The sequence below is a fragment of the Candidatus Anoxymicrobium japonicum genome, assembly GCA_002843005.1.
GTDB classification, from domain to species: Bacteria; Actinomycetota; Geothermincolia; order Fen-727; family Anoxymicrobiaceae; genus Anoxymicrobium; species Anoxymicrobium japonicum.
Window position 1 is genome coordinate 1 of sequence record PHEX01000074.1, and the last position, 7,465, is coordinate 7,465.

The 7,465-nt window shown below is 58.4% G+C and carries 6 protein-coding genes; all 6 read left to right on the forward strand.

Translation table 11 applies throughout. From position 1 onward, the window contains the following. The first annotated feature begins 312 nt into the window (after positions 1–312). Entirely contained in the window at positions 313–942 is a 630-nt protein-coding gene (locus CVT63_07170) for a hypothetical protein (protein PKQ27590.1), read from the forward strand. Between the two features lies 1 nt (position 943). Beyond that, positions 944–2,497, forward strand: coding sequence for a bifunctional ADP-dependent NAD(P)H-hydrate dehydratase/NAD(P)H-hydrate epimerase (locus CVT63_07175; GenBank protein PKQ27591.1), 1,554 nt, complete (start codon positions 944–946; stop codon positions 2,495–2,497). A 16-nt stretch (positions 2,498–2,513) separates the two neighbouring features. Further along, positions 2,514–2,999: a hypothetical protein gene (locus CVT63_07180; GenBank protein PKQ27592.1), complete on the forward strand. Its 486-nt coding sequence runs from the start codon at positions 2,514–2,516 to the stop codon at positions 2,997–2,999. Positions 3,000–3,042: 43 nt separating this feature from the next. Beyond that, on the forward strand, positions 3,043–4,179 hold the full coding sequence (alr, locus tag CVT63_07185) for an alanine racemase (GenBank protein ID PKQ27595.1): 1,137 nt from the start codon (positions 3,043–3,045) through the stop codon (positions 4,177–4,179). A 14-nt stretch (positions 4,180–4,193) separates the two neighbouring features. Beyond that, entirely contained in the window at positions 4,194–4,616 is a 423-nt protein-coding gene (locus tag CVT63_07190; protein ID PKQ27593.1) for a hypothetical protein, read from the forward strand. Positions 4,617–4,939: 323 nt separating this feature from the next. Then, on the forward strand, positions 4,940–7,465 hold a 2,526-nt coding region (locus CVT63_07195), incomplete at its 3' end, for a hypothetical protein (protein ID PKQ27594.1).

Genomic DNA, 7,465 nt, shown 5'->3' on the forward strand with positions numbered 1-7,465 from the left:
AAAATATGCGGGAAGAGGGGGCGCTCGGGGTGTCTTCTTCGCCCTCCGCTCGCGGACTCGAAGTCGGTCGAAGAAAACACCCCTCGCTTTGCTGGGGGGGGGATGTTTGGGGGGTGTAGCACAGAGACATTCCTGTCTGTGACGTCACCTTCCACAGGCAAGAATGCCTGTGTCACTTTCTAAGTAAAGAAAAAGACCTGAACCTATTTGTTATTGTAATACGTCACGGTAATAGGATCCGGGAACTGATGTTTTTTGGCTTACTGCCCGAAATGTGGACGAGAACAGATGTGCGGGTGTGAAGAATGCCATGTGTGCGGCATAGCGCTCGTCGAGGCGTCGCAGGCATCAACGGGACCTGAACGCATCTCGAATGCTTCTTTTGAGAGCCGCGAATCGTGTGGAACTGTTGCCGCTGGCGACCTGGAGAGACGGGACGCCAATTCGTTTCTCGAGCGCGTTTTTATGATATTTGGGGCTGGGATTCTGATAGTATGCGTGTTTGAGATGGCTAACCAGACCAAAGGTATGGGGAGAATTGTACTTGCTTTCTCTAAGAATTTTGGACTGAAGTGTGTCGTGAAGTGTGTCGGCTACTGGTTCGGCGCCCTTTTCTACACGAATTCCGCGAGGATAATAACCGGCTTCGCTCTGTTCTGTGTCGGTTTGTTTTTCGCATCCAGGTTGCCCCATCATGAGAGCAGGGATAGAGCCGCGCGGCTCGCGGGCGTTATCATGGGAAGCGTTGGCATTCTCTACTTGTGCGTGTGCGTACTGCTCGTGGCGCCGCAAAAGAATGTGCCTGTCGAGCTGACAGCCCTGTTGCCGTCGCTCGTGTACGCCGTGCCAGTGTTGCTTGTGACTGGAGTTGCACTGCTGGTATCCGCGTTTTTCATGAGTCAGTGGTTGAGCGGAGAGCGTTTCTCGTGGGAAGTGAGATAAATTGAGAGTGCTCTTGCCTTCAGAGATGGCGCGCATAGACAGGGCTGCCATCGAGCAGGAAAAGATACCCGCTTATGAGCTCATGGAGCGGGCAGGAGATGCGGTGGCGCGCGCGGCCAGAGATATGCTGACAGGCGCCGGTGGGCGGCGAGTGGCAATAATCTGTGGGAAGGGAAATAACGGAGGAGACGGCCTTGTGGCGGCGAGGCGCCTTTCCGCGGCTTTTGATACGGTTGTTTACATGGTCGCATCGAGCGCGCCGGAAGAGCTCTCTGACGATTCACGCGCGAACATGGAAAGGCTATCCGATACGCCTGTTGTTGTCAGGTGGCTTTCCGATACGCCTGACGCTTCCGAATTGAGGCGCGACGCTCCGGCTTTCGATCTGTTGGTGGACGCGCTTTTCGGCACGGGCTTCTCAGGCGTCGCATCGGGCATCCATGCCGCGGCCATCGAGGCTATGAACGATTCGGGACGTCCGGTGCTGGCGGTCGATATTCCGAGTGGTGTCGCGGGTGATACAGGAGTTGTCAGTGGGCCGGCCGTGATCGCTAAAAGGACGGTCGCGTTCGCGGCGGCCAAAGTTGGACTGGTGCAGTTTCCCGGCGCCGGGCACGTTGGGATGATGGATGTAGTCGATATCGGGATACCGGATGCGTTGTTGAACGCGATACCAGAAACGTGCACGTTTCTCATGACCGAGGAAGACGCGGACGCGCTCTTGCCATCGCGGGCGCCGGAAGGCCACAAAGGCATCTCCGGCAGTGCGCTGGTCATCGGCGGCTCGCCCGGCATGACAGGCGCCGCCGCTATGTGCGCGCAAGCGGCATTGCGCGCGGGCGCGGGAGTGGTGACGCTGGCGGTGCCGGAGGGCCTCTCGGACATCCTGGAGATCAAGCTTACCGAGGTCATGACAGTCGCGGTATCCCAGACGGATGGCAGGACGTTTGCCGTCCAGGCCGCGGATGAACTGCTCGAGCACAGCAGCGCGTTTGACGCCGTGGCGCTTGGCCCAGGCGCCGGGACAGCCCCCGAGACCGTGGACATGATCAGACGGCTGGTCGCGGGCATCAAGGCGCCACTTGTGCTGGACGCGGATGGGCTCAACGCGATGGCGGGCGCGACAGAGATTTTCCGCGATCGCGCTGTGGCGCTCGTTGTCACGCCGCACCCGGGAGAGATGGCGAGGCTTCTCAACGTGGATACAGCCTGCGTGCAAGCGGACAGGATAGAGGTTGCCCGGCGCGCGGCCGGGGATTGGGGGGCGGTGGTGGTGTTGAAAGGAGCTGGCACGGTAATCGCCGGGCCCGGGGGAGACGTCTTTATCAATCCGACCGGCAACGCCGGGATGGCGACCGCCGGGACGGGCGATGTCCTGACAGGCTGCGTAGCGTCGTTTCTCGCCCAGGGGCTTGGGCCGTTTGACGCCGCTCGGGCAGCAGCGTACTTCCACGGGTACTCAGGCGACCTCGTGGCTCAAATGGAAGGAATGACGGGCATGACCGCTGGCGACGTGATAAGGCATTTGCCGCTCGCGCTTCGCGGGCTTTCTTGAAAAGGGGTGGTTTTTAGTGAAAAAGATGCTGGTAGAACAGGTGATGACGCCGGATGTCATAACAGTAACGCCGGAGATGAGCGTTACCGACGTGGCGAAGATCATGATAGACAGGTCGATAGGAGGGCTTCCGGTAGTGGACGCGGATGAAAACCTGTTGGGCATCGTGACGGAGAGTGATCTCATAGTGCAGGATACAGAGGTCAGGTTTCCTTCGTTTGTGAGTTTTCTCTCGGGGTATGTTTTTGCTCCCGGGAGCTTGCACTGCTTCGAGGAGAAGTTCCGAAAGGCTGTCGCGGCGACCGCCGACGAGGTCATGACCGAGAACGTCGTGACTGTCGATGCCTCTGACAGTATCGAGCGCGTGGCGACCATGATGTCTCATAAGTCGCTCAAGCGCTTTCCCGTCGTCAAGGACGGGCGCCTGGTTGGCATGATTACCATGGCCGACATTGTCAGGTTGATAAGCAAAGACATGCCAGTGGAGGGAACGGAGGAGTAGCGTGGCTGATTCTTCGGCGGGAACGCCAGCGGTTCATCACGAGGTGACATCTTCGGTTGATAATATCCGGCCCCTGTGGGCGAAGGTGGATCTCGGTTGCGTCCGGCACAACGTCCGGTTCCTCAAGGGATTGACCCCGCCCGGTTGTCTTTTTATGGCTGTTGTCAAAGCGAACGCGTACGGGCACGGTGACGCGCAGGTCGCGCGCGCGGCAATTGCCGCGGGGGCTGATTGCCTGGGCGTCGCGCTCGTCGAGGAGGCCGACAGGCTACGGCGCGCCGGTTTCGATTGCCCCATTTACCTGCTTTTCGAGCCGCCGCCGGCTGCCGCCGCGAGGGTGGTGGAGTTGGACGTTACGTGCTCCGTTTACACCAAGGAGCTTGCGCGAGCGCTGTCGCAGGCCGCGCGCGCTATGGGCAAGATGGCTCATGTGCACGTCAAAGTTGACTCGGGCATGCACAGGGTCGGGGTAAATCCATCTGATATCCGCAAGTTTGCCTCGCTCGTGGACGCCATGCCGAATGTCGAGGTCAAAGGGATATATACGCACCTGGCCCTCGCGACAGATCTTGAAGATCCTTTCACCGTTCATCAACTGGACGTTTTCGAGAAGGCTTTCAAGGACGTGGAGTTTGCCCTGGGTCGCGGGTTGCTCAAGCACGCCGCCAACAGCGCGGGAGTTCTAGCGTTTCCAGAGAGTCACTATGACATGGTGAGGGTCGGGATCGCGATGCTGGGGCTTTTGCCGTCTGTGGCGTTCGCGGGTGTCAACGAGCTCGAGCCGGCGCTTACCCTCGCCGGTGAGATCGCTTTTGTGAAGCGGGTCGCGGCGGGGGAGGGCATCAGCTATGGCCTGACGTACGCTCCCACGGAGAATTCTTATATTGCCACGTTGCCCGTGGGATACGCGGACGGCGTCTCGAGGCGCCTGTGCAAGAACGCCGATGTGTTGATAGCCGGCGCGAGGAAGCCAATTGTCGGGACGATATGCATGGACACGTGCATGGTCGATCTCGGTGACGAGCCGGTCGAGCCCGGGACACCGTTTGTCCTCATCGGGGCTGACGGTTCTGAACGCATCACTGCCGAGGAAGTCGCCCAAAAGACGGGAACTATCAATTACGAGATTGTTTGCGCGATAAGCTTACGTGTCCCGCGAGTGTACACGAACGAGACCTGAAGGGAGATTGGCGGATGAAAATTTGCCCGAAATGTGGCGCGATATGGGACGGTGACCGCTGGACGCCTGAGCCCGGAAAAGAACTGCTTGCCAGGTTTGCGAAGAAACAGCGGTGCGCAGAGCTCTGTCCTGGAGACGCGCGCATAGAGAAGCGTCAGGTCGAGGGAGTGGTGATTCTCAAGGGGAAATTTCTTGCTTCTCACTCAGAGGAGATCAACAACCTGCTGAGCAGGGTTGCGCGCGAGGGACGCAGGCGCAACGTGGTTGCCCGCGTGCTGAATATCACACGGGAGAATGGCAACATCGCTATAGAGACCACCGATGAGCACCTCGCGGAACGGATGGGCAAGGAAGTCGAGAAGGCGTTCAAAGGAACGCTTGAAATAAAGTGGCAGAAAAAGGACGCCTTCGCGAGAGTAACCTGGCAACGTGATTGAATGCAACTATCCAGATACCGGTTGCGTTTGAATGCGCAGAACAAGCCGGTAATCATGGTCGCGGATGCCAATCTAAAGGTTGGCGAGTCATGCCTTCCGTCCGTCAAGGAGCGCCCGGTATAGCGCCCGGGCATCTGACGTGAACTTAAAGGCCCACCAGGGCAACGCGGCCTTATATTTTCGTTCCTGAATTTAAGCAGTTCGTTGCTCAATATTGACGGTTTGTTCCTTTGTTTTACGAACACTTATCTTTTACCAGTGGGATTCCGTTTAATACATTGTAGCCAGGCATTCGCTTGCTCAAGCCGAATGAGAGATATAGATTGAAAACAAATGCGTGGCAGAGAATCATCGCTACCGCAACGGCGCTGATAATAGTTGTCACTTCGCTGTCGATAGTCGTAGCGCCAGTGGCGCAGGCGGCTGAGTGTGGGAGCTGTTATTTTACGTGGCAGAACCCGCTGCCTCATGGGTCCATCCTTTACGCTCACATCAACCGTAGCGCTGTGAGCGTCCGCGGGGTGGGGCAGTTCGGCTATGCGTGCTCGACCTCCGACGGTGGTAGCACGTGGACGGACGAGTCCACCGGGGTAAGTACGCACCTGCGTGATATATGGACGTTAAACAGTAGCACTGACCTTGCGTGCGGCGAGCAGGGCACCATCCTCAAATGCGTCAACGGCGTCTGGTCCAAGTTGACGTCTCTCACGGCGGCAAACCTCTACGGTATAGGGGGAACTTCCAGCATAATATTCGCCGTCGGAGCGGGGGGCGTAATACAGCGTTCCGTTGATAGCGGCACGACCTGGGCTCCGGATCCCCAGAGCCAGACGATAACGACGAACGACCTTCTCGCCATCACCACATACCAGACGAACGCATGGGCGGTCGGCAACAACGGCACGATAATCCGTTTCAACGGGGAAGTCTGGTCCACACAGACATCCGGAACGACCAATAACCTGCACGCTGTTTCGGCAAGGGACGCTTCCAACGTCCTGGCGGCAGGCGAGAAAGGCACTAACCCACAGTGGGCTACTGCGGTGGTCACGAGCAACAAGGGAACGACCTGGACCGCCACGACTGCCACCAACACGGCTGAGACGATCAACGGTGTACACTACTATTCCGCCGCGAAGGCCGTTGCGTGCGCGAACAACGGCATCACTCTCACCTGGAGCGGAGGGGTCTGGACACCTCACACTGTGACAATTGGGGGTGAGACCTGCACCAACGACGTTTACTCAATCGTTTCGCAGAACGCGAACAGCACCTGGGCGCTCGGCGAGGGTGGGTTGAGAATCAAGTCTGGCGATCTAGGGGTCACCTGGACCGACGCGAGTGCGTCCATAACTCACAAACACATTTATGGAGTGTCGAGGTACGACCAGAACAACTCATTCGGGGTAGGTGATACCGGCTGCATCATCCATACCTCGGACGGAGGCGTCAACTGGAGCTTACAGACATCAGGCGTCAGCAGTGATCTCTACTCCGTTTCCGCTGCCGATGCCAGTACCGCCTGGGCTGTCGGGGCCAGCGGCGTAATATTGAAGACGACAAACGCGGGTGTTAACTGGGACGCGCAGACATCCAATATCAGCAACATGTTGACCGGAGTCTCGGCGGTCAATGCCAACATCGCGTGGGCTGTAGGTTACGGCGGGGTCATTCGCTATACGACGAACGGCGGGACAAACTGGGCGACTCAGACATCTGGCATTTCCAATAACATAAACGGGGTATGCAAGGTTGATGCTAACACGGCCTGGGTTGTTGCGGATGGCGGCATTATCCTTAAGACCACCGACGGCGGGACGAACTGGAGCGCGCAGACGTCGGGGACTACCAGCGACCTGAAAGGCATCTATGCCTATGATTCGAATATTGTCTGGGCGGTAGGCGCCGGCGGTGTGATACTTAAGACTATCAATGGCGGGACGAACTGGAGCGCGCAGGCATCTGGGACTACCAGTAAACTCAACAGCATTTCCGGTGGGCCCATCAGCACGGTAGCCTGGGCGGTCGGGGATACGGGAACGATTCTTCGGACCAGCGACGGCGGCGCGACCTGGCGTACCGTGTATGTAGAGACGACGAACAACCTCCGTAGCATCTCCGTTGCGGGGAGTTACTGCCATGTAGTCGGGGAGTGGGCGGCGATTCTGGACTGGCACTTCGTACCCGCGGTCTTATCCACGCGCAACCCGACTTCCGGGCAGATCGGCGCTGTTGTTTCCCTTACAGGCACCGGCTTCCATTCCACTGCCGGTAACGTGACGTTTGGCGGCGTTGTCGCTACGACTACATCGTGGTCGGATACTGCTATCGACGTGGTTGTGCCGAACGGCATTTCCGGCATTGTTGATATTGTTGTTGCCAGCACCTGCGCGGTGTCGAACTCGCTTACGTTTACGGTCATGGATCCCCGGATCACTTCTGTGCTCCCGATCTCCGGCGCGCAGGGACAGACCATGAACGTAGCCATCGTGGGGACTGACACGTCGTTTGCGAACGGCGTCTCAGTCGCTTCCTTCGGAGCGGGCATAACAGTCAACTCAACAACAGTCACCGACGCCACACACGCCACGGCAAACATCACCATCGCGGCGGGCGCGGCAGTTGGAACGAGAGACGTGAACGTGGTGACCGGCGGAGAGACGCCGGATCCCCTCCTGGCGGGCTTCACCGTCAGGGACGCCAAGATTGCCTCTGTGCTCCCGATCTCCGGCGCGCAGGGCCAGACTATGAACGTAGCCATCGTGGGGACGGACACGTCGTTTGCGAACGGGGTTTCTGTCGCAAATTTCGGAGCGGGCATAACCGTAAACAGCACCACTGTGACTGAC

Coding starts and splice junctions, on each gene's coding strand:
- CVT63_07190 (PKQ27593.1), top strand. CDS start 4,194: ATGAAAATTTGCCCGAAATGTGGCGCGATATGGGACGGTGACCGCTGG.